This is a genomic window from Martelella radicis (genome assembly GCF_014196625.1).
Taxonomy (GTDB): domain Bacteria; phylum Pseudomonadota; class Alphaproteobacteria; order Rhizobiales; family Rhizobiaceae; genus Martelella; species Martelella radicis.
This window is the reverse complement of sequence record NZ_JACIDZ010000018.1, coordinates 18,943-45,223: the sequence shown is the minus strand read 5'-3', so window position 1 is coordinate 45,223 and position 26,281 is coordinate 18,943. Positions and strand designations below refer to the sequence as shown.

General features: G+C 60.8%; 24 protein-coding genes. 16 read left to right on the top strand and 8 right to left on the bottom strand.

The window, feature by feature from the left end; genetic code table 11:
* The first annotated feature begins 13 nt into the window (after window positions 1–13).
* Entirely contained in the window at window positions 14–832 is an 819-nt protein-coding gene (locus GGR30_RS20560) for an ABC transporter substrate-binding protein (RefSeq protein ID WP_246414064.1), read from the top strand.
* Between the two features lie 23 nt (window positions 833–855).
* Here the strand turns inward: GGR30_RS20560 and GGR30_RS20555 are convergent, their stop codons facing one another.
* Entirely contained in the window at window positions 856–3,216 is a 2,361-nt protein-coding gene (locus GGR30_RS20555) for a GH36-type glycosyl hydrolase domain-containing protein (RefSeq protein ID WP_183490656.1), read from the bottom strand.
* Between the two features lie 36 nt (window positions 3,217–3,252).
* Window positions 3,253–4,257, bottom strand: a complete 1,005-nt coding sequence (locus GGR30_RS20550) for a LacI family DNA-binding transcriptional regulator (RefSeq protein WP_183490654.1) — start codon at window positions 4,255–4,257, stop codon at window positions 3,253–3,255.
* A 233-nt stretch (window positions 4,258–4,490) separates the two neighbouring features.
* Here GGR30_RS20550 and GGR30_RS20545 point away from each other — a divergent pair, with 233 nt between their 5' ends.
* The 4 genes from GGR30_RS20545 (at window position 4,491) to GGR30_RS20530 (ending at window position 8,666) form a co-directional block, all read left to right on the top strand.
* On the top strand, window positions 4,491–5,729 hold the full coding sequence (locus tag GGR30_RS20545) for an ABC transporter substrate-binding protein (RefSeq protein WP_183490652.1): 1,239 nt from the start codon (window positions 4,491–4,493) through the stop codon (window positions 5,727–5,729).
* Between the two features lie 135 nt (window positions 5,730–5,864).
* Entirely contained in the window at window positions 5,865–6,698 is an 834-nt protein-coding gene (locus GGR30_RS20540) for a carbohydrate ABC transporter permease (RefSeq protein ID WP_183490706.1), read from the top strand.
* Complete coding sequence (locus tag GGR30_RS20535; protein WP_210288126.1) at window positions 6,695–7,582, top strand: carbohydrate ABC transporter permease; 888 nt, start codon at window positions 6,695–6,697, stop codon at window positions 7,580–7,582. Before GGR30_RS20540 ends, GGR30_RS20535 begins: the two co-directional genes overlap by 4 nt.
* A 4-nt stretch (window positions 7,583–7,586) precedes the next feature.
* On the top strand, window positions 7,587–8,666 hold the full coding sequence (locus GGR30_RS20530) for an ABC transporter ATP-binding protein (protein ID WP_183490650.1): 1,080 nt from the start codon (window positions 7,587–7,589) through the stop codon (window positions 8,664–8,666).
* Window positions 8,667–8,918: 252 nt separating this feature from the next.
* Here the strand turns inward: GGR30_RS20530 and GGR30_RS20525 are convergent, their stop codons facing one another.
* Complete coding sequence (locus GGR30_RS20525) at window positions 8,919–10,061, bottom strand: mandelate racemase/muconate lactonizing enzyme family protein (RefSeq protein WP_183490648.1); 1,143 nt, start codon at window positions 10,059–10,061, stop codon at window positions 8,919–8,921.
* A 76-nt stretch (window positions 10,062–10,137) separates the two neighbouring features.
* Window positions 10,138–10,842 carry a GntR family transcriptional regulator gene (locus GGR30_RS20520; protein WP_343066527.1) on the bottom strand — a complete coding sequence of 235 codons (705 nt, stop codon included), beginning with the start codon at window positions 10,840–10,842 and terminating at the stop codon, window positions 10,138–10,140.
* 109 nt (window positions 10,843–10,951) lie between these two features.
* Between GGR30_RS20520 and GGR30_RS20515 the strand changes: the two genes are divergently transcribed.
* The 10 genes from GGR30_RS20515 (at window position 10,952) to GGR30_RS20470 (ending at window position 21,593) form a co-directional block, all read left to right on the top strand.
* Window positions 10,952–12,547 carry an ABC transporter substrate-binding protein gene (locus tag GGR30_RS20515; RefSeq protein ID WP_183490646.1) on the top strand — a complete coding sequence of 532 codons (1,596 nt, stop codon included), beginning with the start codon at window positions 10,952–10,954 and terminating at the stop codon, window positions 12,545–12,547.
* A 6-nt stretch (window positions 12,548–12,553) separates the two neighbouring features.
* Complete coding sequence (locus GGR30_RS20510; RefSeq protein ID WP_183490644.1) at window positions 12,554–13,609, top strand: ABC transporter permease; 1,056 nt, start codon at window positions 12,554–12,556, stop codon at window positions 13,607–13,609.
* Window positions 13,606–14,529: a nickel transporter permease gene (nikC, locus tag GGR30_RS20505; RefSeq protein ID WP_183490642.1), complete on the top strand. Its 924-nt coding sequence runs from the start codon at window positions 13,606–13,608 to the stop codon at window positions 14,527–14,529. The genes GGR30_RS20510 and nikC overlap by 4 nt, the downstream gene beginning before the upstream one ends.
* Window positions 14,522–15,400 (top strand): ABC transporter ATP-binding protein, encoded by an 879-nt coding sequence (locus tag GGR30_RS20500; RefSeq protein WP_183490640.1) that lies wholly within the window; start codon window positions 14,522–14,524, stop codon window positions 15,398–15,400. Before nikC ends, GGR30_RS20500 begins: the two co-directional genes overlap by 8 nt.
* Window positions 15,393–16,139, top strand: a complete 747-nt coding sequence (locus GGR30_RS20495) for an ABC transporter ATP-binding protein (RefSeq protein WP_183490638.1) — start codon at window positions 15,393–15,395, stop codon at window positions 16,137–16,139. The genes GGR30_RS20500 and GGR30_RS20495 overlap by 8 nt, the downstream gene beginning before the upstream one ends.
* A 212-nt stretch (window positions 16,140–16,351) precedes the next feature.
* On the top strand, window positions 16,352–17,149 hold the full coding sequence (locus GGR30_RS20490) for an HpcH/HpaI aldolase family protein (RefSeq protein ID WP_183490636.1): 798 nt from the start codon (window positions 16,352–16,354) through the stop codon (window positions 17,147–17,149).
* 16 nt (window positions 17,150–17,165) lie between these two features.
* Window positions 17,166–17,930: a hydroxypyruvate isomerase gene (gene hyi, locus GGR30_RS20485; protein WP_183490634.1), complete on the top strand. Its 765-nt coding sequence runs from the start codon at window positions 17,166–17,168 to the stop codon at window positions 17,928–17,930.
* Window positions 17,931–17,990: 60 nt separating this feature from the next.
* On the top strand, window positions 17,991–18,887 hold the full coding sequence (gene glxR / locus GGR30_RS20480; RefSeq protein ID WP_183490632.1) for a 2-hydroxy-3-oxopropionate reductase: 897 nt from the start codon (window positions 17,991–17,993) through the stop codon (window positions 18,885–18,887).
* A 328-nt stretch (window positions 18,888–19,215) separates the two neighbouring features.
* Complete coding sequence (locus GGR30_RS20475; RefSeq protein ID WP_183490630.1) at window positions 19,216–20,049, top strand: aldo/keto reductase; 834 nt, start codon at window positions 19,216–19,218, stop codon at window positions 20,047–20,049.
* A gap of 317 nt (window positions 20,050–20,366) precedes the next feature.
* Window positions 20,367–21,593: a glycoside hydrolase family protein gene (locus GGR30_RS20470; protein ID WP_183490628.1), complete on the top strand. Its 1,227-nt coding sequence runs from the start codon at window positions 20,367–20,369 to the stop codon at window positions 21,591–21,593.
* Window positions 21,594–21,764: 171 nt separating this feature from the next.
* On the opposite strand, the gene GGR30_RS20465 is transcribed toward GGR30_RS20470, so the two are convergent.
* The 3 genes from GGR30_RS20465 to GGR30_RS20455 are packed head-to-tail and all read right to left on the bottom strand — an operon-like array spanning window position 21,765 to window position 24,531.
* On the bottom strand, window positions 21,765–23,018 hold the full coding sequence (locus tag GGR30_RS20465) for a Zn-dependent hydrolase (RefSeq protein ID WP_183490626.1): 1,254 nt from the start codon (window positions 23,016–23,018) through the stop codon (window positions 21,765–21,767).
* A complete protein-coding gene (locus tag GGR30_RS20460; RefSeq protein ID WP_183490624.1) occupies window positions 23,015–23,671 on the bottom strand; it encodes a TenA family protein in 657 nt (218 codons plus the stop codon). Before GGR30_RS20460 ends, GGR30_RS20465 begins: the two co-directional genes overlap by 4 nt.
* A 14-nt stretch (window positions 23,672–23,685) precedes the next feature.
* Complete coding sequence (locus GGR30_RS20455; RefSeq protein ID WP_183490622.1) at window positions 23,686–24,531, bottom strand: BtpA/SgcQ family protein; 846 nt, start codon at window positions 24,529–24,531, stop codon at window positions 23,686–23,688.
* A gap of 23 nt (window positions 24,532–24,554) precedes the next feature.
* Between GGR30_RS20455 and GGR30_RS20450 the strand changes: the two genes are divergently transcribed.
* Entirely contained in the window at window positions 24,555–25,454 is a 900-nt protein-coding gene (locus GGR30_RS20450) for a PfkB family carbohydrate kinase (protein WP_183490620.1), read from the top strand.
* 44 nt (window positions 25,455–25,498) lie between these two features.
* Here GGR30_RS20450 and GGR30_RS20445 read toward each other — a convergent pair whose 3' ends face one another.
* Window positions 25,499–26,269 carry a glutamine amidotransferase gene (locus GGR30_RS20445; RefSeq protein ID WP_183490618.1) on the bottom strand — a complete coding sequence of 257 codons (771 nt, stop codon included), beginning with the start codon at window positions 26,267–26,269 and terminating at the stop codon, window positions 25,499–25,501.
* Window positions 26,270–26,281: the final 12 nt, after the last annotated feature.

Sequence of the window (26,281 nt, the reverse complement as noted above, 5' to 3'; positions counted from 1 at the left end):
TGTTGAGGATGCGATGGGAACCGTGAGCGTGCCCGATGATCCCCAGCGTGTGGTGGGTCTCACCAACGAGGGGACTGAGGCGGTGCTCGCTCTTGGCGTTCAGCCCGTCGGCGCCGTCAACTCCTGGCGCGGCGATCCGTGGTGGGATCACATCGAGGATCAGATGGGCGAAGCCATTCCCGTCGGTACGGAAAGCGCGGTGAACCTTGAGATGATCGCGGCACTCGAACCGGACCTCATCCTTGCCAATCGCCAGCGGCAGGAGGAGGTCTATCCGCAGCTCAGCGCCATCGCGCCGACGGTGATGTCCGGGGAACTGCGTGGAGACTGGAAGGTCAATTTCAAGCTCTATGCCGAGGCGCTGGGGCTTGCCGACGAGGGGGCCGCGCAAATCGCGGCCTATGACGCGGCAGTCGCCGATCTCAGGGACAAACTCGGAGATGCCATCGACGAGAAGGTCTCGGTCATCCGCTTCCTGCCGGGGCAAATCCGCATCTATCAGCTCGACAGTTTTTCCGGCGTGCTGCTGAAGGATATCGGTTTTGGTCGGCCCGAGAACCAGAATGTCGATGCCTTCGCGATCCGTACCGGCAAGGAAAGCATTCCGGACATGGACGGCGATCGCATCTTCTATTTCACCTGGGAGACCGGTAACGGCGAAGGCGAGGCAATGGAAGAGGACGTGCTCAATGATCCGCTCTGGCAGTCGCTTTCCGCCGTTCAGGCAGGCAGGGTTCATCCCGTGTCAGATGCGGTCTGGAACACGGCCGGCGGCATCATCGCCGCGCGGCTCATGCTTGCGGATATTGCCCGGATCTACAACGTTCAATAGGGCGGGGCAGGTGGCTCTGGTGCCTACCAGGCAAGACGAATATGGACTTCGTAGATCTGTCCGGCTTCCACCTGCTTCAGCCTGTTTCCCTCGATCGGCGCGGCATTGACGGTCATGACCGGGGCCTTCAAAGCTGTGTCCTTGTTCACCTCGACCTTGAAGGTTGCATTCCGGAACAAGCGCTTGAAGCTGAACCTGTCCCATTCGGCAGGCGGTTGTGGTGCGATGAGGACACCGTCGCCATCGCCGCGCAGGCCACAAAGCTGCTCTATCACCAATCTGTAATACCAGGAGGCAGTTCCCGTGTTGAACAGATTGCTGGAGCGGCCGGCCGTGCGCGGGTACTGATAGTAAGCACCGCGGTAATAGTTCGGGAGATAGAGCGGCAACTGACCACGGGTCTTGATGTCCTGTGCTCTCGGACGCGTCAGCATCTTGGAGAGAACGGCGAAGCCGCGCTCCTTCTCGCCGATGTGGTAGAGCGATGCCGCGTAGAAGGCGGCCGCGTGATTGTAAACCGCGCCGTTTTCACCGTTGCCTGGCCATTTCTGGGTTACGCGACCGACGTCATCCCGCATGGCCGTATAGGCGGGCGCAAACATGGCGGCGCCATAGGGGGTGTCGAGCTGGTCGTCGATGGCTTGCAGCATGCTGGCCTGTTTGTCCGGATCGGGCACGCCGGCCAGAAAGGCCCAGCTCTGTGCATTCAGATAGATGCGGCCTTCCGTGTCGGCCTCAACGCCGAAGGCAATACCGTCATCGGTGATGCCGCGGGCATACCAGCTTCCGTCCCAAAGGTAGCGATTGATGCTGTCGTTGAGCTTGCCGGCCTCATGTTTCAGCCAGTCGGCGGTTTCGCCGTCGTTTTCCGTTCGGCAGATATCGGCCCAGGTCGTCATCGCATGGCTGGATGCTTCGGCCAGCCAGCCGGAAACGCCCTTGCCCTTGTAGCCGACCATGTTCATCGGATCGCACCAGTCGCCCTGGGCGATATAGGGCAGGTTGCGGTCGTCGACTTCACTGGCGAGAAAACGCAGCGCTCGCGTCACATGTTCGTAGAGCGTTGCCTCTTCGTCGCTGTCGGTCCAGGCGATCTTTTCTTCGAGGATCGCGCGGTCGCCGGTCTCGTCGATATAGGCCTTGGTGGCGATGACCAGCCAGACGGCATGATCGGTATGCGGGATCTGGTTGATGTATTTCAGTTCGGTGTCCGGCCGCAGCAGAATGCCGTCCGGCACCTTGCCGGAGAAGAACTGCTGGCTGGCGGTCTTCAGAATTGCGGTGCGCGTGCGCTCCGGCGCGATGAAGATCATGCCAAGCCCGTCCTGCAGGTAGTTGCGGGTCTGTGGGTCGGTGGTCAGCCGGTGTGTATCGCCGTGGTAAAAGACCTGACGGGGAAGCCAGTAGTTGACGAAGTGGTCGAGGTCTTCGTCGGGTGAATGCAGTTCCAGGCTGCCGAGGCCGGAGCGGATATAGTTGTCATAATCCCGCTGCACCGGCTCAAGGGCGCCGTTGATGTATTTCTCCGTCAGGGCCGCGATCTCGGCCTTGTCGAAGGCCGGACCGAACAGGAGGCGAAAATCCTCAGATGCGCCGGCGCCCAGAGAAAGGTCCCACTGCATGATGCCGGCCGGGTTCTCATAGCTGGCGTCGCCGCCGCCAAGGTGTCCGCCATCCTGCAGCGCGGACGGGTTATGCAGCCCGCCTTCCCCCTCGAACGCCACCTGCGCGACTTCGAAATAATCGGGCGTGCGATCGGCGGCGAAGAAGGTGATATCCTTCAGGGCCTTGTTTTTGAAATACTGCTCGACCTTCTGATAGGGCGTTACGCTGGTGCAGACGATCGTGTTCAGCGCCGCATCGAAATGGCCGCCGCGGTTCATCCATGAGGAATAGCCGACCGGGAAGAACGGAACGAAGGAGAGGGATTTTTTCGCGCCGGTCAGATTGGTGATCCGCACCGACCAGATCTCGGCGACATCCTCGACCGGCAGGTCGAGCCGCAGTTCGACGCGCACGCCGTCCTTTTCGATCACCCAGCGAATATCCGAGAGACCGGGTTCAAAACTGAAACGATCGAGTTTGGCGCGCACAGGCTCGTAGGGAGCCGAGAACAGGTCGCCGCTTTGGTTGTCGCGGATGTAGAAGAACCGACCAGGGTGATGCGGAAAATAGTCCTGTTCGGGCTGCATGAAAGTCTGCGCAGCGATCGTCGGAACATGCGCGTATTTGCGCGGTTCGGGATCCATATACTGGCTGACCGCATAGCCGCGGGCGTTCATCTGGATCATCATTTTCCGGTTCCAGAGATAGCTGGCGGCATTGGGTGCCAATGTCGGATCATTCAGGCGGAAGCGCTGTCCGCTCTCGATGAAGGAAGTCATCCTGTTCTCGTTGCGTTGGTGTTTGCATTCGGCCTCTCAGTTCAGTGCGGCCGTCGAGCGCCTGACGCATAGCGAGGGCTCGAACCGCTCCTGAAAGGGAAGGTCCATGTCATAGGTAAGATTGAGGAGTTGCCGGCAGGCCGAGCGGGCCATCTCCTCGATCGGGGCGTGGATTGTGCTCAGCGGCGGTGCGGTGTAGGCCGCGAAGTCGACATCGTCATAGCCCAGGACAGAAACATCGCGCGGTACCGAGATGCCGCGGTTGTTCAGTTCCGAAATCAACAGCATGGCGACCTTGTCGTTTCCGCAGAATACGGCCGTGAAGTCGAGGTTCATGTCGAGAAAGGCGCTGACCAGACGTTCGGCGGCGGCGTAGCTGAAAGCACCTTCGACGACGAAATTCTCCGGGACGGAGTGGCCGAGCTTGCCCATTTCGTCCAGGAAGCCGTCGTGTCGCTGACGAGCGTCCTGCGCGGAAAGGCGACCGGTGATCACCGCGATCTTTTCGTGGCCAAGCTCGACAAGGTGGCGCGCCGCCAGCCGGCCACCCAGTTCGTGATCGATGAAAAAACACTGTCCGGCGAGCGCATCGGCCTGATGGTTGAGCAGGACGAGATTGGCAAAGTGTTCGGAGGTGCGCGCCAGCTCAAATGTGCCCTGAAGCGAACAGGACATCAGGATCCCGTCGCAATCGCGGTTGACGAGGTAGTCGAAATGGGCGCGGCGGTCCGCATCGGACTGGGCGTCCTCGGCATTGGCGAGAATCATGTGTTTGTTGTGGAGCCTGAGCTCCTGCTCAACGGCACGGATGATCATGTGATAATATGGCCCTTCAAGCGATGGCACCCAGACTCCGATCAGGTCGGACCGGCGCGAGGACAGCGATCGCGCCATGCTGTTGGGGCGATAGTTGAGCTGCTTGATGGCGCGCTCGATCTTCTCGGCGGCCTTACTCGAAACGGAACCGTTTCCAGAAATGTACCGGGAAACGGTGCCGGATCCAACGCCAGCCAGCCTCGCGACGTCTTTCACTGTAGCCATATTTGAACTCCCCTCCGCCCATTCTGCCAGGCATTGATGCCGTATTTCATTATTATTCAATGGGTTTCGGTCAAAAACAATATGTCTCTTGGTTGGCCCTTATCTTTTTTTGCAGGAACCATTGACAAAATCAAGTGCCTGTCGTTGTAATTGGAACCGATCCCATTTTTGAGATCAGTATCGCTTTTGACCGGACCGTACGGTCCCTCAGATGACCCTTTTGGGGAGGACACATGTATATTTTGAAGAATGCCGCGTCCGCTCTGGCGCTGGCTGTGGCAATGGCCGGCGCTGCTCACGCGCAAGAGCCGCTCGACGCCGAAGTCATTCACTGGTGGACGTCCGGCGGCGAGTCCGCGGCGATCGGCGTGTTCGCTGATGCCTACAATGCCGAGGGCGGCAACTGGCAGGACAGCGCCGTTGCCGGCGGTTCGGCCGCGCGCAGCGCCGCCATCAACCGCATCATCGGTGGAGACCCATCGACTGCGGCGCTTTTCAACACTTCGCAGCAATATCACGAGATTGTTGAGGAAGGCCTGCTGAACGATATCGACGCCGTGGCGACGGACAACAACTGGGACGAGATCCTGCCTGAGCCGATCGTCAATGCGGTCAAGATCGACGGGAAATACTACGCCGCGCCGGTCAATATCCATATGCCGCTGTGGATCTGGTATTCGGTCGACGCGCTGAACGAGGCCGGCGTTGAAAACCCGCCGGCGAGCATGGATGAATTCTTCGCGGCTCTCGACAAGCTTCAGGCGGCCGGCATCACCCCGCTGGCGCTTGGCGGCCAGCGCTGGCAGGAAAACTCGCTGTTTTCGGCCATGCTGACCAATGTCGGCGGCGGCGAACTCTGGGAGGCGGTCTATGCCGACAAGGACGAGGACGCCATCCATTCGCCGGAGTTCCGCGAGGTCATCGAAACCTTCATCGCGCTGAAGCCCTATGTCGATGCCGCGTCCCCGGGTCGCAACTGGAACGACACGACCGCCATGCTGATCAATGATCAGGCCGGTTTCCAGGTCATGGGCGATTGGGCCAAGGGCGAGTTCAAGCAGGCGGACAAGGAAATTGGAACCGATTACGGCTGCATTCCCGGCCTGCGTCCCGACAGCCCCTATGTTCTCGGCGGCGACGTGTTCGTCTTCCCGAAGACCGATGATCCCGAGCAGGTCGAAGCGCAGCGTCTGCTGGTGGAGGTCATGACCGATCCGGAAACCCAGGTCGAGTTCAACAACCTCAAGGGATCGATCCCGATCCGCTCGGACGTCGATGCCTCGAAGCTCGACGCCTGCGCGCAACTTGGCCTGGAAATCATGGCCGACCCGAGCCGTCAGGCCCCGGACGCCTCGCAGATGATGGCCGAGTACATCTATGGCTCCGTCCAGGATGTCGTGACCGAATTGTGGAACACCGACATGTCGGTTGACGAGGCCGTCGAGCGCTTCGACCAGGCCCTCAACGGCTGATCCATCCATCTGGAACAACAAGGCGGGGAGGGGGCTTGCGCCTCCTTCTCGTTTTCAAGGGAGGTTCCGTTGCACGCCGCTGCCTTCACCCGGCATATCAGGCGAAACCTGTTTGCCTATATCGCCCTGCTGCCGATGGCCATCGTGGTCGTCTTTGCCTATCTGGGGACGATGCTCTGGTCCGTCCGGCTTTCGTTTTCCAGTTCAAGGCTTCTGCCGAAAGACGATTTCGTCGGTTTTGCCCAATATACAAGGCTTTTCGAAACCTCGCGCTGGATCACGTCTCTGGAAAACCTGGCGATCATCGCCTTCTTCTTCCTGCTGATATGCTTCGTCCTGGGCACGCTTCTGGCCATTTTCATCGATCAGAGTGTGCGGGCCGAAAGCCTGTTCAGAACGGTTTTCCTTTACCCCTACGCGATGTCCTTCGTGGTGGCCGGCCTCATCTGGCAATGGATCCTCAATCCCGACCTCGGCATCCAGGCAACCATGCGCGACCTCGGCTTTCCGGATTTCGTGCTCGACTGGACGGTCAACCCCGACAAAGTGCTCTACGCCATCATCCTTGCAACGGTCTGGCACGGTTCCGGCCTCGTCATGGCGCTCATTCTGGCGGGCCTGCGCGGCATCGACACGCAGATCTGGTCGGCGACCCGCATCGACGGCATTCCGCCGTGGCGGGTCTACCTCTCGATCATCCTGCCCATGCTTCGGCCAATGATCATTACCTCGCTGGTTCTCTTGTCGATCTCGATCGTGAAAATGTATGACGTGGTCGTGGCCATGACCAATGGCGGGCCCGGAACGGCGAGTGAAGTGCCGGCCAAGTTCATCATGGACAACCTATTCGAGCGCGCCAATATCGGCCTGGCGACCGCAGCATCGACCGTGCTGCTGATCACGGTTCTGCTGATCATGGTGCCGGTTCTCTATTCCCAGTATTTCCGCAAGAACGGGAGGGCGTCATGACGCAGCCATCCGTTTCAAAACGTCCTGTGAAGGCCGAACACGTCTGGGGACGCTTCGGCGTCTACGGATTTCTCTTCTTCGTGGCGCTGTTCTTCCTGCTGCCGCTCTACGTGATGCTTGTCACCTCGTTCAAGAGCATGGACGAGATCCGCCTCGGCCTGATCTTCGCGCTGCCGCAGAATTTTTCGCTCGACGCCTGGATCAAGGCGTGGACGAGCGCCTGCACCGGCCTCGATTGCACCGGGCTTCAGGTGGGGTTCTTCAACTCGGTCAAGATCCTGATCCCGAGCGTGATCCTCTCGATCCTGTTCGGGGCCGTCAACGGCTACGCGCTGTCCTTCTGGCGGGTCAAGGGCGCGAATGTCCTATTCGCGTGCCTGCTGATGGGCTCTTTCATTCCCTATCAGGTGTTCATCTACCCGCTGGTGCGCTTCTATGCGCAGGCCGGCATCTACGGATCGCTTCCGGGCATCGTGCTGACCCACATCATCTTCGGCATGCCGGTGATGACGCTGTTGTTCCGCAATTATTACACGGGCCTGCCGATGGAGCTCTTCAAAGCCGCACGCATCGACGGCGCCGGGTTCTGGAAGATCTTCCTGTCGATCATCCTGCCGATGTCGGTGCCGATCACGATTGTCGCCGTCATTATGCAGGTCACCGCGATCTGGAACGACTTCCTGCTCGGCCTGGTGTTCGCCGGTCGCGACAACCTGCCGATGACCGTCCAGCTCAACAATATCGTCAACACGACCACGGGCGAACGCGCCTATAACGTCAATATGGCGGCAACCATCCTGACCTCGCTGGTCCCGCTTGTCGTCTATCTGGTTTCCGGCCGCTGGTTCGTGCGCGGCATCGCCTCCGGCGCCGTGAAAGGATAAGTCCATGAGTTCTGTAACCATTGAAAATCTCGACATTCGCTATGGCAATGTCCATGTCGTCAAAAGCCTCGACCTTGAAATCAAGGATGGCGAGTTTCTGGTTCTGCTCGGTCCGTCCGGCTGCGGCAAGTCCACGCTTTTGAACGCCATTGGCGGACTGACCGATGTCAGCGGCGGCACGATCCACTTCAACGACAAGGACGTAACCTGGGTCGATCCGAAGGATCGCGGCATCGGCATGGTGTTCCAGTCCTATGCGCTCTATCCGACGATGAGCGTCGAGCGGAACATGTCCTTCGGCTTGAGGATTGCCGGCGTGCCGAAGGCCGAGATCGAAAAGAAGGTGAAATGGGCGGCGGAACTGCTGCAGATCACGCATTTGCTTGACCGCAAGCCATCGGCGCTTTCGGGCGGTCAGCGGCAGCGCGTCGCCATCGGCCGCGCGCTCGTGCGCGATGCCGATATCTTTCTGTTCGACGAACCGCTTTCCAATCTCGATGCCAAGCTGCGCGCCGAATTGCGTCTGGAAATCAAGAAGCTGCACAAGGCGCTCGGTTCAACCATGATCTATGTGACCCACGACCAGATCGAGGCATTGACGCTTGCCGACCGGATCGCGGTGATGAAGGACGGCATCATTCAGCAGCTCGACACGCCTCTCAACGTCTACAACAAGCCGGCCAACGAGTTCGTCGGAACCTTCCTCGGTTCGCCGGCAATGAACAAGATCGCGGGCGTTTTTGCCTCGGAAAATGATGGCCTGGTCTTCAGGTCCGGCAATTTCAGCCTGGACGTCAGCGACTATCCCTTTGTCGGTGAGATCAAGGATGGCCAGAATGCGACGCTTGGCCTGCGCCCGGAACACCTGCATCTCGCTCGCGAGGGAGACGCTGCCTGGAGCGGAACCGTCTCTCTGGTCGAGCCCATGGGCAGTGATATTCTTGCCTGGTCGGACTTCGAAGGCGCGACCCTTTCGCACCGGCTGAGTCAGGAAGAACATTGCGACGTGGGCGATCGGGTATCCGTCTCTGCGGATGTCAGAAAGGCTTCTTTCTTTGAAGAAAAAACGGGAGCTCGTCTCTAGAGTTTCCGCGTGTCCTGGAAACGCTCCAGGCGATCAGTGTCGCGGAGATTGGGGCTTTCCCGATTTGAGCAGGGAAGCTCTTCAATTGCGCCCGGCACGCGCTTCCGGCAATGCCGATGACGTGAGCAAGTTGTTTTCGTTGCCGATTCCCGGGCCGAAGGCGCCGATGTCTGCGAGGCGGAACCGGCCCGAAAGGGCCGGCTCCAGGGGCAGGCAACCCGTCTCGCGCGGGTTGCGCCGGGGAGAGTGGTGTCAAGGGTAGGCCGTGGAACCGTCCGGCTTGGTTGCCATGATGCGTTCCCAATGGATGTAGTCGTCCTGCTTCAGCCGGCTTTCGTCGATCTCGATGCCCCAGCCGGGGCGGTCGGGGCGCAATTCGAGGTGGCCATCAACGGGAATGTAGGGATCCGTGGCCCACGAGGCTTCCTTTGCGAATTTGTATTCGAGGAAGCGAAAATTCACCTGCGCGGCGCAGAAATGGACGTTATGCGCGGTGGCCAGAGGTCCCATCGGATTGTGGGGCGCGACGCTGACATAATGGGCATCGGCAAGATCGGCGATTCGGCGCATTTCCGTCAGGCCGCCGACGACGCAGATGTCGGGCTGGATGATGTCCGCCCCGCGGGCATTGAGGAGCGCCAGAAACTCGTAGCGGCTGTAAAGCGATTCGCCCGTGGCAAGCGGTACGGTGCCCATCTGCTGGCGCAGCGCCCCCCAGGCCGGAATATGTTCGGGCCGGATCGGCTCCTCAAGAAACAGCGGGTCGTGCGGTTCCAGAGCCTTCGCAAGCTGCAGGGCCTGGTTCGGCTCATAGATCTTGGCATGGGCGTCGAAGCAGAATTCAAAATCGGTCGGCAGTCGCCGCCGCAATTCGCCGAGATAATTGCCCGCTTCCTCGCAGAGTGCTCCCCAACGTCCGTTATAGAGGTTGCGCCGGTAGGGGCTGAGCTTGAAGGCGGTAAAGCCGTAGTCGGCGTTGAGCTTCAGGATCGCCGGAACGGCTTCTTCCGGATCGGGAGCGCTGTAGACGCCGCAATAGACGCGGACGCGGTCACGCACATGGCCGCCCAGCAGCATGTAGACGGGAACGCCCGCCGCCTTGGCGGCAATATCCCAGAGCGCGTGGTCTATGGCGGCGATCGCGGCCAGTCCGAGCGCGCCGGGCGGAAAGCGCGATTGCTGGATGAGCTTCTGGTTGATGAAGGTCACGCGGCGGGGGTCGTCGTTCTTGAACTGCTCGAAAAGATATTCGATGACTGGCGCGAGCGCCTTGTCCGGGCCATGATTATAGGCCTCGCCCCAGCCGACGATGCCTTCATCGGTCTCGATCCTGACGAGCAGGCGCGGGCGGTCGTCGACCCGCTGCATGAAGGTCTCAAGTTTTGTTGTTCTCATTGTCTCGCTCCCATATGCCCCGGCGGTTGCCAGGGCAGATGCTTCTGCAGCCTTGCGCCCGGCAGGCGGACGGCTGCTATTCCTTTTGCTTGTTTTGCGGAAAGACCGCTTTCATGTAGTGTTCGCCCGAACGCCGGACGTGTTCCCGCATGGCCTGTTCGGCGCGTTCGGGGTCGCCGTCGATGATGGCGGCGGCAATCTGCCTGTGTTCCTTGAGTGCGCGGCCCCGCTCCGTTTCATCGTCGTGAATGACCCGGCGGGCGCTCTTGTCGTAGAACATCTGCAGGTCAACGAGATGGGTCATGTGCACCGAGCGGGACGCATCGTGGATGGCATTGTGAAAGACGGTGTTGAGCTCCACCAGGAAGTCGGCGTCGGCGCCTTTCGTCGCCTTTTCCATATCCGCGATGATCGCCCGCAAATCTTCTTTCTGGGCTTCTGTGATGCGGGCTGCCGCCAGAGCCGCTATCGTGCTTTCGAGCGCGGCGCGCGCCAGGATCATCTCCTCGGCGAAAGCCCGATCAAAGCAGACGATCAGACCACGGCGGGGCCTGACCTCGATCAGTCCTTCTGCGGCAAGCTGTCGCAAGGCCTCCTTGACCGGGGTGGTGCTGACGCCGAGATCCTCGGCCAGGCGACGCTCGTTCAGCCTGACGCCCTTCTCGAAACGCCCTGAAATGATTGCCATGCGCAGCGACTGATGCACGTGGTCGCGCAAATTCATGTGCGCGTCCACATGGAGCGGCGCCAGCGGAGTGCCTGCAGATTTTTCGTCCGTCACTGTCTTTGTCCCCTTGATCGCGTTTTGGCGGTTGACGTCGATATCTGGTGTATGAGATATGATATATCAGACATCAGATGCGAATGTCTATATCAAACGGGAGGATAATATGAACTTGCACAAGATATTGCTCTGCTCGGTATTTGCCGGTGTCGTGCTCGTGGCGAGCATGCCCGCCGAGGCCAAGGCGCCCAGGGATCAGTTCGTGATCGCGATGACCATGACCTCCATGCGCGGGCTGGATCCCCAGGAGCTCAATCAGTTCGAGGCGGCCGAGGTTGTCGCCAATCTTTATGACCGGTTGCTGATGCCCAATGCCGAGGACCAGACCGTTCTGGAGCCTGCGATCGCCGAAAGCTGGGACGTGTCGGAAGACGGCAGCACCTACACCTTCCACATTCGCGACGGCATCGCCTTTCACAGCGGCAACGCCCTGACGGCGCGCGATGTGGAGTGGAGCCTGCACCGCCTCGTCAAGATGGGGCTCGCGCCGTCGCGCGACCTGAAGCAGTGGGGGTTCACCGAGGACAATGTCGAAGATCTGATCCGCGCGACGGACGACCATACGCTTGTCATTGAGACGCCTGAAATCTGGAGCCCCAATCTGGTTCTCTATTCCCTGGCTTCGTTCTCGACATCGGTGGTCGACAGCGCCCTCGTTGAGGAGAATATCCAGGACGACGACTATGGCCGCAGTTTCCTGCAGACGCATGATGCCGGATCGGGCCCCTATTCCCTGCGCACCTGGCGAGCCAACGATACGCTGATCGCCGAAGCCTTCGAGGACTATTGGGGCGGAAAGCCGGCGATGCGGCGCGTCATCCTGCGCAATATCCCTGAATCCTCCTCGCAGCGCCTGCAGCTTCAGTCCGATGACGTCGATGTCGCCACGCGCCTGTCGTCATCGGACCTCAACGCGCTCGCGCAGGAAGGCGATGTTCACATCGAAACGACGCCAGGCGTCGGCTTCTATTACCTGGCGCTCAACCAGGGGGATGAAATCCTGTCGAACCCCAAGGTTCGCGAAGCCTTCCGCTATCTGATCGACTATGAAGGCCTCGCCAACACCGTGATGAAGTACTACGGGCGCATGCAGCAGACGGTCATTCCCCAGGGTATGACCGGCGCGATCGATGACAATCCCTATTCGCTCGACATCGAAAAGGCCAAGGAATTGCTGGCGGAAGCCGGCTATCCGGATGGCTTTTCCAAGGTCTACTACGCCACGCCGGTGACCCCCGAATACGAGGTTGCCCAGTCAATCCAGGCCAATGCGGCGCTGGCCGGCATTGATCTTGACCTGCAGTCGGGCGACCATATCGGGGACTTCCGCAAGCGTGACTACGAGGTCTTCTCCGCCCGCACCGGCGAGCGCATGCCCGACCCCTATGCCATTCTGCGCTCCTATGCGCTCAATCCCGACAACAGCCAGGAAGCCAATCTGACCGGCTATATGGCATGGCGCGCCGGCTGGGACGTGCCCGCCGATATCCAGCAGCTTGTCAGGGACGTGGCGCACGAGGTCGACCCTGCCCGCCGCGAGGCGCTCTACCGGGAGATCAACCAGAAATACCTGGAATCCTCGCCGCCGCTGGTCACTTCGTTCCAGCGCATGGACGCGCGCGCGGTGCGCAACGAGGTCCAGGGCTATGTCGGGCAGATGACCTGGGTCACTCGCTGGGACACCGTCACAAAGACCGAGTAGAAAACCATGAACACCGTTGCACGTGAACACAGGCTGATGGACAGCGACTGGTTTCAGGTCCTGCGCAAGGTGCTGACATCGCTGGGTGTGATCCTGACGACGTTGTTCGGACTGCTTGTTATCACTTTCGTCGTCGGCCGGCTCGTCCCGGCCGACCCCGTGATCTCCGTCATCGGCGATCAGGCGGACCAGGCAGCCTATGACCGCGTCTATCATCTGATGGGGCTTGACCAGCCGCTCTGGCGGCAATTCCTGAATTATGTCTATCAGGTTGCCCATTTCGATTTCGGCCAGTCCCATCTTACGAAAAATTCCGTTGCCGCCGACCTCGCGCGGGTCTTTCCCGCGACAATCGAACTGGCGACGCTGGCGCTGATCATCGGTACGACGCTTGGCGTGCCGCTCGGCGTCATGGCGGCGGTCAGGCGCGGCTCGTGGTTCGATCATATCGCCCGCGTTGTCGGCCTTGTCGGCTATTCGATGCCGATCTTCTGGCTCGGCATGATGATCATCCTGGTCTTCTATGCCTATCTCGGCGTCATTCCGCCGGGTGGCCGGGTCGGGATCTTTTACGAGGGGCTTGTGGAAGGGCCGACGGGCTTCCAGATGCTCGATGCCGCCCTTGCCGGCGAGTGGGAACTGTTCTTCAACGCGTTCCATCACCTGATCACGCCGGCGCTGGTGCTGGGCTATGCCAACATGGCTTATATCAGCCGCATGAGCCGGTCCTTCATGCTGGAGCAGCTCAATCAGGAATATATCCTGACGGCCCAGGCCAAGGGGCTCGCCAGCAACGCGGTCATCTGGCGCCATGCCTTCATGAACATGCGCGTACAGCTTCTGACGATCATCGCGCTTGCCTATTGCGGTCTGCTCGATGGCACGGTTCTCATCGAGACGGTCTTCGGCTGGCCGGGACTCGGACAGTACCTGACGACAGCGCTCTTCTTTGCCGACATGAACGCGGTCCTGGGCGCCGTTCTGCTCATCGGCTTCATCTCGGTCAGCGTCAATCTCCTGTGCGATGTCGCCTATCGCCTTCTTGATCCGAGGACGAAATGACACTCGAAACCGCTTCTCCGCAAAAGCAGAGCCTGCATCAGTGGCTTCTGGACGACGACTTCAAGTCGAAGAAGCAGGCGATCCTGCACCGCTGGTATGTCGGCCTGCTGGTTCTTCTGGAAAATCCGGTCGCGGCCATCGGCCTCGTGATCGTGATCGCCCTCCTGCTGATCGCGGCCTTCGCGCCGCTGCTTGCGACCCACAACCCCTATCTTCAGGACCTGTCGACGACGCTTCTGCCGCCGTCCTCGGAATACTGGCTTGGGACCGACGAACTGGGTCGAGACGTGTTTTCGCGGCTCATCTACGGCGCGCGGACAACGCTTTACATCACCGTCCTCGTGACCGTGATCGTGGCACCGGTCGGCTTTCTGATCGGTGCGATTTCCGGTTATGTCGGCGGCGTGCTCGATGTGGTGCTCATGCGGCTCACCGACATTTTCCTTGCTTTTCCGCCTCTCGTTCTGGCTCTGGCCTTCTCGGCCTCGCTCGGCCCGGGTCTTGAAAATGCGGTCTTTGCCATCGCGCTTACCGTCTGGCCGCCGATCGCCCGTCTGGCGCGGGCCGAAACGCTCACGGTTCGCAATGCCGACTATGTCGCCGCTGCCGAACTGCAGGGCGCGAGACTGCCCCGCATCCTGTGGCGTCATCTGGTACCCGTCTGCCTTCCCTCGATCATCGTCCGGCTGACCCTCAACATGTCGAGCGTCATTCTGACCGCTGCCGGCCTCGGCTTTCTCGGGCTTGGCGCCCAGCCGCCGATCGCCGAATGGGGTTCGATGGCTGCAGCCGGTCGCCAATATCTGCTGGACGCCTGGTGGATGACCACATTCCCCGGCATCGCCATTCTCATGGTCAGCCTTGCCTTCAACCTTCTGGGCGACGGCCTTCGTGATGCATTGGATCCCCGAAATGGCTGATTTCAAGACTGCAACAACCCCGATCCTGTCTGTCCGCAATCTCGAGGTCGCATTCCCGACGCTCATGGGACTGAACAAGGCCGTGCGCGGCGTCTCCTTTGATATCAGACGCGAAAAGGTCGGACTTATCGGCGAATCCGGATCGGGCAAATCCATGACCGGCCGGTCGCTGATGCGGCTGCTGCCGAAAGCGGCCCGGGTAACGGCGGATCGGCTGAAATTCGAGGGCGAGGACCTTTTGTCCATGCCCGAGGAACAGATGCGCATGATGCGCGGTCGGCGGATTGCGATGATCCTTCAGGATCCGAAATTCTCGCTCAATCCGGTCATGACGGTAGGCGATCAGATCTCCGAGACCTGCCGGATCCATCTGAAAATGAACAAGAAGGCCGCGCGCCGGCGTACGCTGGAGCTTCTGGAACGGGTGCATATCCGCGATCCTGAACGGGTCTATCCGCTCTATCCGCATGAAGTGTCCGGCGGTATGGGACAGCGTATCATGATCTCGATGATGATCATCGCGCAGCCCTCGCTGATCATCGCGGACGAGCCGACATCGGCCCTCGACGTCAGCGTCCGTCAGCAGGTGCTGCATATTCTCGACGAGATCCTGGCCGAACGCGATATCGGGCTCCTGTTCATCTCGCATGACCTCAATCTGGTTCGCAGTTTCTGCGACCGGGTGATGATCATGTATGCGGGACACATCGTCGAAACCATCGAGGCATCGAAACTCGACGAGGCACGGCACCCCTATACGCAGGGTCTTCTGAAGGCGCTGCCGCAGCTTGACCATCCGCGTGAACGCCTCGCCGTGCTCCAGCGCGATCCGGCCTGGCTGGAAGATACAGTGGGAGTTCCCAATGATTGACGTCGATGATCTTTCCATCTTCTACGGAGAGCGCCACAAGCGGTTCATGGCGGTGGGAAACGTCACCTTCCGCGTCGGCAGGGGCGAGGTCTACGGGCTTGTCGGCGAAAGCGGGTCGGGCAAATCGACCGTGCTCAACGCCATAGCCGGCCGCCACAAGGACTGGACCGGCAGGATCGGCCTCAACGGAGAGACCGTTCTGGCCAAGCGCACGCGGGCCCAGTTGCGGGCGTTGCAGATCGTGTTTCAGGATCCTTACGGCTCGATCCATCCCAAGCACACGATAGGCAGCACGCTGGCCGAACCCCTGGAAATCCACCGGATCGCCAATCGCGACAAGCGTGTCGATGAACTGCTGGAGCTTGTCAGCCTGCCGCGAAAATTCCGCTACCGTTATCCGCATCAGCTTTCCGGCGGACAGCGCCAGCGCGTTTCCATTGCCCGGGCTTTGGCTCTCGATTCCCCGATCCTGCTTCTCGATGAGCCGACCTCGGCGCTCGACGTCTCGGTTCAGGCGGAAATCCTCAACCTGCTGAAGGATCTGCGCAGGGAGAAGAACCTCACCTATCTGATGGTCACCCACGACATGGGCGTGGTCACCCATATGTGTGACCGGGTGGCGGTGATGAAGGACGGCGTCATCGTCGAGGAAGTGAACCGGGAGCAACTGATCACCGGCGATGTCAGTCACGACTACACCCGGCATCTTCGCCAGGGCAGCCTCGGCTACGCGGCCTGACGCCCCTGCCGAGCGAATGAAAGCGCCGGACGCTCGAGCCCGGCAGAACGAAATCCGCCGTTCGGTGCCTTTCCGAAATGAATTCGGTCTTCACCGCAAACGGCAATGACAGCGACTTGAGCAGCGACCGCCCTGCGCGGCCGCAACGGATACGCGTGCCTTGCGCATGCCTGTCCGGCGCAGCCGCACAGGAGCGAAAGAAAGCAGATACGATGCAGATGAAGAAAAACAAGTTCAAACAGGCAATTTCGGCGGGCAGGCTGCAGATCGGGCTTTGGAGCAGCCTTTCGGACACTATCTCGGTCGAAATTCTGGCAGCGAGCGGTTTCGACTGGCTGCTAATCGATACCGAACATGCGCCGAACGAAATTCCCAATGTGGTGCGGCAGTTGCAGGCAGCCGAAACCGGAACCGCCAGCATGGTGGTGCGCCCCGCCTGGAACGACACTGTTCTGATCAAGCGGTTTCTCGATGCGGGCGCCCAGACACTCCTGATCCCGATGGTGCAGAATGCCGAAGAGGCAAAGCGCGCGGTCGCCTCGACCCGCTATCCTTCGGCAGATGGCCTTCGCGGGTTTGCCTCGCAATCGCGCGCATCCGCCTATGGCCGCATGGAAGGCTATTTCCAGCATGCGCATGAGGAAATCTGCGTGCTTGTGCAGGTCGAAAGCCTCGCGGCGCTGGAAAATATCGAGGAGATCGCCGCCGTCGAGGGCGTGGACGGCATCTTCATCGGTCCCGGAGATCTTTCCGCCGACATGAAACACCCGGGCGAGCCCGGTCACCCCGATGTCGTTGCCAAGGTCGATGCGGCCATTGCCCGCGTGAGGGCCACCGGAAAGCCTGCCGGAATCCTGATCGGCAATGAAGCGCTTGCCCGCCATTTCACCGAGGAAGGCTGTGTCTTCACCGCGATCGGTTCCGATATCGGGCTTCTGATCAACGGCGCGAAGCGCGCGCTTGCAGCATTCGACGACCTGAAACAGGCCAATGCGCAGAAGACAGCATGAAAATGAGGAGGCTTAAATGCCGAAACTTGCAGCAAATCTCTCGATGCTCTTTACCGAAATGCCGTTTCCCGACCGTTTCGACGCGGCGGCGAAAGCGGGCTTCAAGGGCGTTGAGTTTCTGTTTCCCTATGATTTCGACGCCGGGAGCCTGCGCGATCGTCTCGACCGGAACGGGCTCTCGGTCGCGCTTCATAATCTGCCCTCCGGCGACTGGGGCGCAGGCGAGCGCGGCATAGCCTGCCTTGAAGGTCGGACCGGCGAGTTTCAGGACGGCGTCGAAAAGGCCATCGCCTATGCCACGGCGCTTGGCTGCCCGAAGGTGAACTGCCTTGCAGGCAAGCTTCCCGAGGGCGCCGACCCGGAAAAGGCCGAGGACATTCTCGTCGAAAACCTGCGCTTTGCCGCCGCTGAGATGAAGAGCGCCGGCATCATGCTGGTCGCCGAGGCCATCAATACCTATGACATTCCCGGCTTCTTCCTGTCGGGGACAGATCAGACGCTTTCGGTTCTCGACAGGGTCGGATCGGACAATCTCTTCTACCAGTATGACATCTACCACATGCAGCGCATGGAAGGCGAACTCGCCAATACCATGAAGAAGCATCTTTTGCGGATCGGCCACATTCAGCTCGCCGACAATCCCGGCCGCCACGAGCCGGGAACGGGCGAGATCAATTACGACTTCCTGCTGCCCTATATCGACACGCTTGGCTATGACGGCTGGATCGGCTGCGAATATGTGCCCGACCGGGGCTTCGACTGGCTGAAGCGCTTTTCCTGACACCCTGACCCAAGAGGCGGTCTCCTCGTCGGGAAGACCGCAATACGGAGGAACTGAACAATGAGCAAGCTCGGATTTATCGGACTGGGCATCATGGGCACGCCGATGGCCGGACGGCTGATGGCCGCCGGACACAGCCTCGTCGTCAACACGAAGGGCGGTATTCCCGAAGAGATCGTGAGAGCGGGCGCGACCGTCTGCGAAACCGGTCGCGAAGTGGCCGAGGAGGCCGACATCATCTTTGTCATCGTACCCGACACGCCGGATGTCGCTGCCGTCCTGTTTTCCGAAGGCGGCGTCGCGGAAGGCCTTTCGGCCGGCAAGACGGTGGTCGACATGAGCTCGATCTCGCCGGTCGAGACAAAGGACTATGCCGCGCGCATCGAGGCGCTTGAATGCGACTATGTCGACGCGCCCGTTTCCGGCGGCGAAGTCGGCGCCAAACAGGGCTCGTTGTCGATCATGGTCGGCGCGAAGGACGAAGTCTTCCAGCGGGTAAAACCCTATTTCGACGTCATGGGCAAGAACATCACTCTGGTGGGCGGTATCGGCGCCGGCCAGACGGCCAAGGTTGCCAACCAGATGATCGTGGCGATGAACATCGAGGCCGTCGGCGAGGCGCTTCTGTTTGCCTCACGTGCAGGCGCCGATCCGGCGCGCGTGCGCGAGGCGCTGATGGGCGGTTTCGCATCCTCGCGCATTCTCGAACTGCATGGCGAGCGGATGGTCAAGCGCACCTTCGATCCCGGTTTCAGGATCGCGCTCCACCAGAAGGACCTCAATCTTGCGCTTTCCGCCGGCCGGCAGATGGGTCTGTCGCTGCCCAACACCGCCACCTGCCAGGAATTGTTCAACGCCTGCGCGGCGCATGACGGCAGCGGCTGGGATCATTCCGGTATGGTGAAAGCGCTGGAACTGCTGGCGGGATATGAAATCGGCGAGGCCGAAGACGCCTGAAAGGCGAAAGCCTCGTCGCCGCCCGTTGCCGAAACGCAGCAGCGGGGGGCGAGACACACATATGCCGGATTGATCATGGGCATTGGTCCCGGCCTCGATTTCAACCGGCTTGAAGGGCCGGCCGTCTGCTCCGGTCCCGCAGACGGTTGACCGAGACAGCCGTGGTCGCGAGACCGTGCATGTTTTCCAAAGCGAGCGGTGTTAGACTGGCACCTGGAATGATGCGCGCGGGGCCCGGCGGGTGAGACCCGTAGCGGGGCAGCCGGATCGAAAGGGAAAGGCAGGTTCTGCCGCGCAGCGCTGACGAGGCGGGAAGGAAAGGCAAGGGATGAAAACAATCACGCTTCCGGGCGGCGAAACGGTTGCGGCGCTGGGGCAGGGGACCTGGTATGTCGGCGATGATCCGGCGCGGCGAGCAGATGAAATCGAAGCGCTCAATCGCGGGATTGATCTCGGTATGAACGTGATCGACACCGCCGAGATGTATGGCAACGGCCGTTCGGAAAGCCGGGTCGGGGAGGCCATTGCCGGGCGGCGGGACGAGGTGTTCCTGGTTTCCAAGGTGCTGCCCGGCAACGCGTCGCGCAAGGGTACGATCGCTGCCTGCGAAGCATCTCTGGATCGGCTTGGAACCGACCGGATCGACCTTTATCTTTTGCACTGGCGTGGCGGCGTGCCGCTTCACGAAACGATCTCGGCCTTCGAAACACTGTTGAGGGCGGGAAAGATCCGCAATTGGGGAGTCTCCAACTTCGACGTGCAGGACATGGAGGAATTGCTGTCCGTTCCCGGCGGCGAAAAAGTGGCCGTCAATCAGGTGCTCTATAACCTGAGCCGTCGCGGTATCGAGTGGGATCTGCTCGATTGGTGCGCGGATCGAAACATCCCGGTCATGGCCTATTCGCCGGTGGAGCAGGCAAGATTGCTCCGGCACCCCGGCCTGAGGGAGCTGGCGGTCAGGCTTGGCCTTGCGCCGGCGCAGCTTGCGCTTGCCTGGGTGCTTCGCCGCCGCAATGTGATGGCGATCCCGAAGGCTGCCTCGTTCGCGCACGTCAACGACAATGCCGCCGCCGCCGACCTGACGCTCGATGACGAGACCCTTCGCACCCTGGATCGGATGTTCGCGCCGCCCAGCAGGTCCACACCGCTCGAAATTCTGTGAAGCGGCGCACGCTTGGCCACAGTATCCGCCCGCCGGAAAAAAAAACGGCCGAATACGCGCTGCGCCGAGTGGGCCGCGCCGCCGATTGCTTCATCCTGGCCAGACTTTCCTTGTCATCGGAGGGGTCATGAGGAATACCCCGCTTGCGATGTCTGGGATCGGCTCCCTCTCAGCATTTCCCCGGCTGCTTGCAACAGCACGCAAACCTCGCTTAAATCCTCGTATCAGAAGAGTTTTGACCTCCTGAAATCCGGAACACATTGTCAAAAATCATTCGATGACGGGCAGGTTCAGGGAGCGGACTATTGAGAGCGTACATGCTGATACCGGCGTTGATGATCGCCTTGTTGGGCGTTTCACCCGTTGCCGCCGGACCACTTTCGTTCGAACTGGTCGAGACGGCCAAGGTCATCGATGCCGGGAGGCCGGGACAGCCCACATTCCTGGCCGATCCGGGCGTATTTGCCGACGAGAGCGGCTATCATCTGTTCGTCACCAATCACTTCTGCGACCGCGCGGGCGACGGCGTCTTCAACGATAACGACTACCAGTTCGACGCAGAAGGGATGTTTGCAGCCTGTCTTGATCCCGACGGACCGCGGCACAATCACGGCGCGGCGATCCTTTACGCGAATAGCGGAGATGGCGGCAGAACATGGGCGATACGGCCGGAGCCGGTTCTCGCACCCGAGCCAGGCGCTTACGACAGCGACAAGACCGAAACGGCATTCCCGATCGTGATCGGCGACGCGCTTTATTTGTTCTACAGCGCGACCGGGCAGAACGCGGATATCGGGTTCGTGCCGGCCCGATACGCGATCGGCGGGGCAAGGCTCGATCTTGCCGGCAGAACGATCGGGCAGGCGCTTTTGCGTGACCGCGAGGTATTCGAAAAGCTCGGCGACGCGCCTGTCCTGGATTTCATCACCGACCAAAGAGCCTATGGAAACAACGTGCAGGAGCCGAGCGTGGTCTTGAGGGAGGACGGCGGGATCGAGTTGTTCTTCACGGCATTGCGGTTGACCAACCCCCGCGACATTGGCGACGGGCTGGACGGGATAGCTCTCATGCGCGCGACGTTTGCCGATGAGAGCCTGGCCGATCCGCAAATCGAAATGAGCAACGCGCTCGACCTTTCCGACCTGCCGTGGTCGCTGGACATGTCGGCCACCAGGTTGCCGCTCAACATTCAGGAAATCTACTACAGGAATGGCGGGTATCATGCGTTCTACACGTCTCTGGGCGACGACGATTTCCACCAGAATCAGGACATTCGCTATGCCTATTCTGAGGACGGCCTGACTTGGGAGGACGAGAAGACCCTGATCACTCGCGACCGGACCTTTTCGCAATGGGGCGTCATGGCGCCAAGCGCGGTATTCGCAGACGGATATGTCGACATTTTCTACACGGCCTTTGGCGAGGTCGCCGACCATCCGTGCATCGCGCGCGGTGATGACGCCCGCATGGGAACAGGCATCAAGCAGGGTCGGGCCTGCCTTTACGCCATGGTTGGCCGTTCGCGTTTCGCGATCCGGGAATAGGCTTGCAGAGAAGCGCTGTCTGCGGGTTTGCGCGTGTAGAAGTGCAGGCGCGGAGCAGCGCTCCGGCTGGCGCGGGCAGCGCAGCTTGCCCGGCAGGATTTCATCCGCAGCAACGGCGAAAGCGCACACTTTGCGACGGAGAGACACTCTCTCGATTTTCGACCGCAGATCCTATGCCCGGGGGAGCAGTTCAAGCACTGACGCCAGGAACATGCGCGCGCCGGTCACGCTGTCTTCCGGCTTCACGTATTCAGCCTCGTTGTGGCTCAGACCATCGCGGCATGGCACGAAGATCATGGCCGAGGGCGCGCAACCTGCAACAAACAGCGCGTCATGAAAGGCCCCCGAAATCATGGTCTTTGTCGGAAGGCCTGCCTTTTGCGCGGCCGCCTGCAATGCGGCGACCATATCGGAGGAGAATGTCACGGGCTCCATATCCACGGTTTTGCGAATGGCAACGGAGACATTCTCCCTGGCGGCCGCCTCGGTCAGTCCTGACCTGATATCATCTTCAAGCCGATCGAGGACAGCGGTTTCGGGGTGGCGAAGGTCGATCGTGCAGGACGCCGTTGCCGGAATGGCGTTGACGCTTCCGGGCGCCACCGCAATCCGCCCTACGGTGAAGCGGGCATCGGCATTTTCCGGCATCACTCCTGCATAAAGCGCCGAAAGGCCCATCGTCAGAGCCTTTAGCGGGTCGCGACGATACTGCAGCGCCGTGGTTCCAGCATGCGCCGTCTGCCCTTCAAATGCGACTTCCAGCCAACGTGTTCCCTGAACGCCCGTGACGATGCCGATCGGGATTTCCTCGCTTTCGAGCGACGGCCCTTGCTCGATATGCAGTTCGAGATAGGCGGCAACCGGAAAGCCGAGACGGCGGTGACTGCTATCCGCCGCCAGCGCATCAATGGTGGAGAGCCGCTCGTCCTCGAAGCGCGCGCCATCATCGCTTGCGCGCAAATCGGCCCATTCGGCAGGGATTTTTCCTTCAACAAAGGCGCGAGACCCCATGCAACCGGGTGCGAAACGACACCCCTCCTCATTGGTCCAGGCGACGACCTCGACCGGCCGTTCCGGCTCGACGCCGGCGTCGGCGAGGCTTTCCAGCACTTCAAAAGCGGTCAATGTGCCGAGCGCGCCATCGAAACGGCCACCGGAGGGCTGGCTGTCGAGATGGGAGCCGATGAGGAGGGGAGGCTGACTGCCGTCCCTGCCTTCCATGCGAATGAAGAGATTTGCTGCATCGTCCTGAAAGACGGAGAAGCTGCGGGCCTTGGCAAGCCGCGTCAGCAGCGCCCGGGCTTCGCGATCACCGGGCGTCAGCGCTTGGCGATTGACCCCGCCGCCAGGCGTGGCGCCGATCTTGGCGAACATATCGAGACGCGCCAGAAGGCGTTCCCCGTTAATTTCAGGATGGGAGTTCATACCGCCGTTTCCTCTTCGTATGCGGCAGAATGAAAGTCGATCTCTAGCCGCATCGCCTTGCCGAAGACGGCACTGAGATGTGCCCTTTCGGCGTCGCCCAGCGTCTCGCCGGCTGCATCGAGCCGGTCCTTCAGCCATGTCGCCTGTGCAGCAAAGGTCTCATCGGTATGCAGTCCGATCCATTCGGCAAGAAGCGGATCGGAGATCGGGTTCTGTTCGGCCTGTTTCGACCAGGTCCAGTACATCCATTCGGCGGCGAACATGGCGGCGACCGTGTCGATGAAACCGCCGTCTCGGGCAATGGCCAGCATGCCGTCGCGGAAACGGGCTACAGCCGGCATATCGACGTCAAAGTCGGCCACATCGATCCCGCGCGCCGCAAAGGTCTTCTCGAAATAGGCAATCTGGCTGTTGGCCAGCGCATCGAGCACGCCGATCAGCCAGCGGCGATCGGTCATGGTCTCGGCCTTGGCCGTCGCATAGGCAAAGATCGAGATCGCCGTTTCGACAAAGGCACCCTCGAAGACCAGATAGCGTTCGAATGCGCTTGTCGGCAATGTATCAGCCTTGATGTCCTCGACGAAACGGTGCCCGACCATTTCATCGAAAACCGTCCTGTTTTCCCGCAGGATAAAATCGGAAAGCTTTTCCATCGTCTGCGTTTTCCTCAGTCGCGACCAAGCGCAGGGCGCGCGGCATCCATGAAGGCCCTGACCCGCTCGGGATCGACCGGATTCCACCACACGCCACCTTCCTTCAGCGAGGAGGCGACGATGACGCCATTGGTGCGGGCGAGGATTTCGCCGATATTGTCCTTGGTGACACCGGAGCCGACCATCAGCGGCAGATCGGTTGCGGAACGGACCTCATCGATTTCCTCGATCGTTGCCGCATTGCCGGTGCGTTGGCCGGTGGCGATCACCACATCGGCATCGAAGAAAGCGAGGTCGCGCGTCTGTTCGGGAATGGTGCGGTCGGCGGTAATGGCATGGGCACCGTGCTTGACGTGGCTGTCGGCAAAAACCTTGATGTGCTCGGCGCGCAGCAGCGAGCGGTAGCGCAGCGCCTCGCCGGCGCGGCCTTCCATGAAACCCTCATTGGCGACATAGGCATTGGCCCACTGGTTGACGCGGATGAAGCTGGCGCCGCCGGCAAGCGCGATGGCAAGAGCGGGGATCGGGGCGTTGGCCAGCACGTTGATGCCGATCGGAACACCGGTCGCCGTCTTGATCCGGTCGGTGACGACCGACATGAAAGCTGCCGTTTCGTGGCCGATATCCTCGGGCTTGGAGAACGGGATATCGCCATGGTTTTCGATCACCAGACCGTCCAGTCCGCCGCCGATCAGCGCATCGGCATCGCGCATGCAGGCGTCGTAGATACTGTCGAGAGACTGGTCCTTGTAGCGCGGCGACCCCGGAAAGGCCGGGCAATGGATCATTCCGAGCAAAGCCTTGTCAGCCTGGAATATTTCCCGTATGGCGCTTGAAGTTCCACTTGATATTTTCTGCATAAAGTTCTCCAGGAAGCATAAAAATGCGTGCGTTTGTGATTGGCAATGCAGCCATTGACGAAACAATTTCAGTCGACGGGCTTCCCGAGCCCGGCGTCTCGATTTTGGGCCGGATCGCCAGCCGCGATCTCGGCGGCAAGGGCACCAACCAGGCCGTTGTGATGGCGCGCGGCGGGCTTGAAACCATACTCGTTTCAGCCACCGGCGACGACTTCCGCTCCGCCACGATCCGCGAGCAGCTTGCCGAGGAACCGCTAGACCTGCGGATTTCCCGTCTTGCCGGCATCTCCACCGATTTCTCGATGGTGCTGACCACGCCGGATGGCGAAAATTCCATCGTCACAACCACCGAGGCCGCCGAGGCGCTGCCGCTTGAAGCTGCCCTTGCAGCACTTAGCGAAGCTTCATCCGGCGACTTCCTCGTCATGCAGGGCAATCTCGGCGGCGAGACCACCGAGACGCTGCTGAAAGCCGGGCGCGCGCGCGGCATGGTGACGGCCTTCAACCCGTCGCCGCTCAGGCCCTATTTCGAGCGCCTCTGGCCCTTCATCGACATTGCCTTCCTCAACGAGAGTGAAAGCCTGAGCCTTGCCGGGAGCACTGGCGGAAAGGCCGCCGAAGCGCTCCACGCCAAGGGCGTTCGCCAGGTCGTGCTGACAGCCGGCACCGACGGCGCCATGCTGAGCACGAAGGGCGGCGACTTCATCCATGTCCCCGCCGTCAAGGCGAAAGCCATCGATACCACCGGCGCAGGCGACACCTTCATGGGCGCGGCGCTGGCTTCCGCAGCACTCAGGGGCGGCATGCTCGACCAGCGCGCCATTTCCCATGCAAGTGCCGCTTCGGCGCTGACCGTTGCAAGGCGCGGAACGCGCCGCGCCTTTCCCAGCCGGGACGAACTTGCCGCTATTTTCGCCGGTTAAGGGGGAAGCCGGCGGGGTGGGAAGGCAAGTCCGTCCCTGTTCCGTCAGTCCTTGGCGGCAAGCCAGCCGAGAATGTTCTTCCACAACATGCCGTAGCCTTCCCACTCGCAGAAAGCCGGCGACAGCCAGTGCGGGCCGATATCGGACGTCCAGACGGCGCTTCTGCCCTTGCCGGCCTTTCCGGTGACCAGCAGCGGATGACCACCCTGGTCTTCCGGCAGGCGGGCAACAACTTCAATGTCCTCACGGTCGCGAAGCTCGACTTCATTGACGCCGAGCATGACCGGCCATTCGCCGGAAATGCCGGAAATCGTCGGGTGATCGGTCATCAGGATATCCGGGGTCGTGCCTTCGGGAATTTCAACGCGGTCGTCCCATGGCAGGCAGGTGACCGGCAGCACGTCCTCAACGGCCGTGCGGCGCCAGCGGGCCTTTCCGTCAATGCCCTGGAAGGAGAAATAGCCGCCGCACATAAGAAGACCGCCGCCCTTCTCCACCCAGGCCTTGATCAGCTTCAGGCGGTTGGGAACGGTCTTCGACTGCAGCCAGACGGCCGGCGGCAGCAGAAGCGTGTTGGCGCCGATGTCGGACAGGATGATGACGTCATATTCATCAAGCCCTTCCATCTCGAACGGGAAGCCGTCTGCGGCTTCGTGCGCGGTCATGTAGGTCAACTCGAATTCGCTGCCCTTCAGCGCGTTGACCAGTGGCGTAGCGCCCAGATGAAAGTGAACGCTGCCGAACTGGTCAAAGCCCTTGTAATGCGTTTCGGAGGTGACCCAGCTTTCGCCGACCAGAAGTACTTTTGTTGTCATTTCAATTCCGTT

Coding starts and splice junctions, on each gene's coding strand:
- GGR30_RS20540 (WP_183490706.1), top strand. CDS start 5,865: ATGGCCATCGTGGTCGTCTTTGCCTATCTGGGGACGATGCTCTGGTCC.
- GGR30_RS20555 (WP_183490656.1), bottom strand. CDS start 3,216: ATGACTTCCTTCATCGAGAGCGGACAGCGCTTCCGCCTGAATGATCCG.
- GGR30_RS20535 (WP_210288126.1), top strand. CDS start 6,695: ATGACGCAGCCATCCGTTTCAAAACGTCCTGTGAAGGCCGAACACGTC.
- GGR30_RS20470 (WP_183490628.1), top strand. CDS start 20,367: ATGCTGATACCGGCGTTGATGATCGCCTTGTTGGGCGTTTCACCCGTT.
- GGR30_RS20510 (WP_183490644.1), top strand. CDS start 12,554: ATGAACACCGTTGCACGTGAACACAGGCTGATGGACAGCGACTGGTTT.
- GGR30_RS20550 (WP_183490654.1), bottom strand. CDS start 4,257: ATGGCTACAGTGAAAGACGTCGCGAGGCTGGCTGGCGTTGGATCCGGC.
- GGR30_RS20545 (WP_183490652.1), top strand. CDS start 4,491: ATGTATATTTTGAAGAATGCCGCGTCCGCTCTGGCGCTGGCTGTGGCA.
- GGR30_RS20530 (WP_183490650.1), top strand. CDS start 7,587: ATGAGTTCTGTAACCATTGAAAATCTCGACATTCGCTATGGCAATGTC.
- GGR30_RS20560 (WP_246414064.1), top strand. CDS start 14: ATGGGAACCGTGAGCGTGCCCGATGATCCCCAGCGTGTGGTGGGTCTC.
- GGR30_RS20490 (WP_183490636.1), top strand. CDS start 16,352: ATGCAGATGAAGAAAAACAAGTTCAAACAGGCAATTTCGGCGGGCAGG.
- GGR30_RS20500 (WP_183490640.1), top strand. CDS start 14,522: ATGGCTGATTTCAAGACTGCAACAACCCCGATCCTGTCTGTCCGCAAT.
- GGR30_RS20455 (WP_183490622.1), bottom strand. CDS start 24,531: ATGCAGAAAATATCAAGTGGAACTTCAAGCGCCATACGGGAAATATTC.
- hyi (WP_183490634.1), top strand. CDS start 17,166: ATGCCGAAACTTGCAGCAAATCTCTCGATGCTCTTTACCGAAATGCCG.
- GGR30_RS20525 (WP_183490648.1), bottom strand. CDS start 10,061: ATGAGAACAACAAAACTTGAGACCTTCATGCAGCGGGTCGACGACCGC.
- GGR30_RS20515 (WP_183490646.1), top strand. CDS start 10,952: ATGAACTTGCACAAGATATTGCTCTGCTCGGTATTTGCCGGTGTCGTG.
- GGR30_RS20475 (WP_183490630.1), top strand. CDS start 19,216: ATGAAAACAATCACGCTTCCGGGCGGCGAAACGGTTGCGGCGCTGGGG.
- glxR (WP_183490632.1), top strand. CDS start 17,991: ATGAGCAAGCTCGGATTTATCGGACTGGGCATCATGGGCACGCCGATG.
- GGR30_RS20445 (WP_183490618.1), bottom strand. CDS start 26,269: ATGACAACAAAAGTACTTCTGGTCGGCGAAAGCTGGGTCACCTCCGAA.
- GGR30_RS20495 (WP_183490638.1), top strand. CDS start 15,393: ATGATTGACGTCGATGATCTTTCCATCTTCTACGGAGAGCGCCACAAG.
- GGR30_RS20460 (WP_183490624.1), bottom strand. CDS start 23,671: ATGGAAAAGCTTTCCGATTTTATCCTGCGGGAAAACAGGACGGTTTTC.
- GGR30_RS20465 (WP_183490626.1), bottom strand. CDS start 23,018: ATGAACTCCCATCCTGAAATTAACGGGGAACGCCTTCTGGCGCGTCTC.
- GGR30_RS20450 (WP_183490620.1), top strand. CDS start 24,555: ATGCGTGCGTTTGTGATTGGCAATGCAGCCATTGACGAAACAATTTCA.
- nikC (WP_183490642.1), top strand. CDS start 13,606: ATGACACTCGAAACCGCTTCTCCGCAAAAGCAGAGCCTGCATCAGTGG.